The 1,252-nt window shown below is 69.9% G+C and carries 1 protein-coding gene; it reads right to left on the bottom strand.

What is annotated here, in order from left to right; translation table 11 throughout:
* Window positions 1-40: 40 nt before the first annotated feature.
* Entirely contained in the window at window positions 41-1,162 is a 1,122-nt protein-coding gene (locus tag ACFYTE_RS42385) for an IS30 family transposase (RefSeq protein ID WP_388722673.1), read from the bottom strand.
* Window positions 1,163-1,252 lie beyond the last annotated feature (90 nt).

Consider the following 1,252-nt stretch of genomic DNA (forward strand, 5'->3'; position numbering starts at 1 on the left):
GGCGGTTTCTAGGGATCGTCGCAACACTTGGTCGTGTTGGTCAGGCTGTGAGTAGTTTATGCAGGCGCTCGGCTGGGGTTTCCCAGCCGAGCGTTTTGCGTGGGCGGCCGTTCAGCTCGGCGGCGACCGCGTCGAGGTGTTCGCGGGTGTGGACGGAGAGGTCGGTGCTCTTGGGGAAGTACTGCCGGAGCAGGCCGTTGGTGTTCTCGTTCGAGCCTCGTTGCCAGGGGCTGGCCGGATCACAGAAGTAGACCGGGACGTCGGTGGCGACGGTGAAGGAGCCGTGGGCGCTCATCTCGCTTCCCTGGTCCCAGGTCAGGGACCGTCGAAGGTGGGCGGGCAGGGTACCGACCGTGCTGACCAGAGCCTCCCGGACGCTTTCGGCGCCATGGTCGCCGGGCAGGTGCAGGAGCATGACGTAGCGGGTGGCACGCTCGACCAGAGTGCCGATGGCCGACCTCCCGTCCTTGCCGATGATCAGGTCGCCTTCCCAGTGGCCGGGCACGGCCCGGTCCTCCGCTTCCGCCGGCCGTTCGCTGATCATGACCATGGGGGTGGCGTACCGGGGCCGGCGCCGGCGGGCCTGGCGGCGGGGTTTGCGCTGGGCGCGGCCGGTGCGCAGAGCGCGGGCCAGCTCCCGGCGCAGTTCACCCCGGCCCTGGACGTAGAGCGCCTGGTAGACCGTCTCGTGGACCACGTGCATCTCCGGCTGCTGGGGGAACTGCGTCCGCAGAGCCTGGCAGATCTGCTCCGGGCTCCACCGTATGTCCAGGTGCACCTGGATGAAGTTGCGCAGCTGCGGGTTGCGGCCGATCTTCCCGGGCTTGGGGCGGGGCCGGCGGGCATCGGCACGGGCCTGGGCCGCGTGCGGGCGGTACTGGCCGCTGACCGGGTGGCAGTTGCGGCGGATCTCCCGGCTGACCGTCGACGGGCTGCGGCCCAGCTCCGCGGCGATCGCCCGCACGGTGGCCTTCTCCCGCAGCCGGTCGGCGATGTGGATACGGTCTTCCTCGCGCAGGTACCGGGACGGCCCGGAAGGCGCTGCCACCGCGTTGATCGGTGGCAGCGCCTTCCGGTTTCCGTATGCGTGACGCCCGTTACGCCACTTCTGGCCGGTCCGCCGGTCGATCCCGACGATCCGGCACGCTTCCCCGTTGCTCACACCCTGCTGCATGAGCCGGGAGTATGCCTCCCGCTCCCGCGCGAGCTTCTTCCTGCCCTGAGGCCTTGTCCGGTCCTTACGGATCTCGAA

The sequence above is a fragment of the Streptomyces sp. NPDC004629 genome (genome assembly GCF_042873595.1).
Classification (GTDB): Bacteria; Actinomycetota; Actinomycetes; order Streptomycetales; family Streptomycetaceae; genus Streptomyces.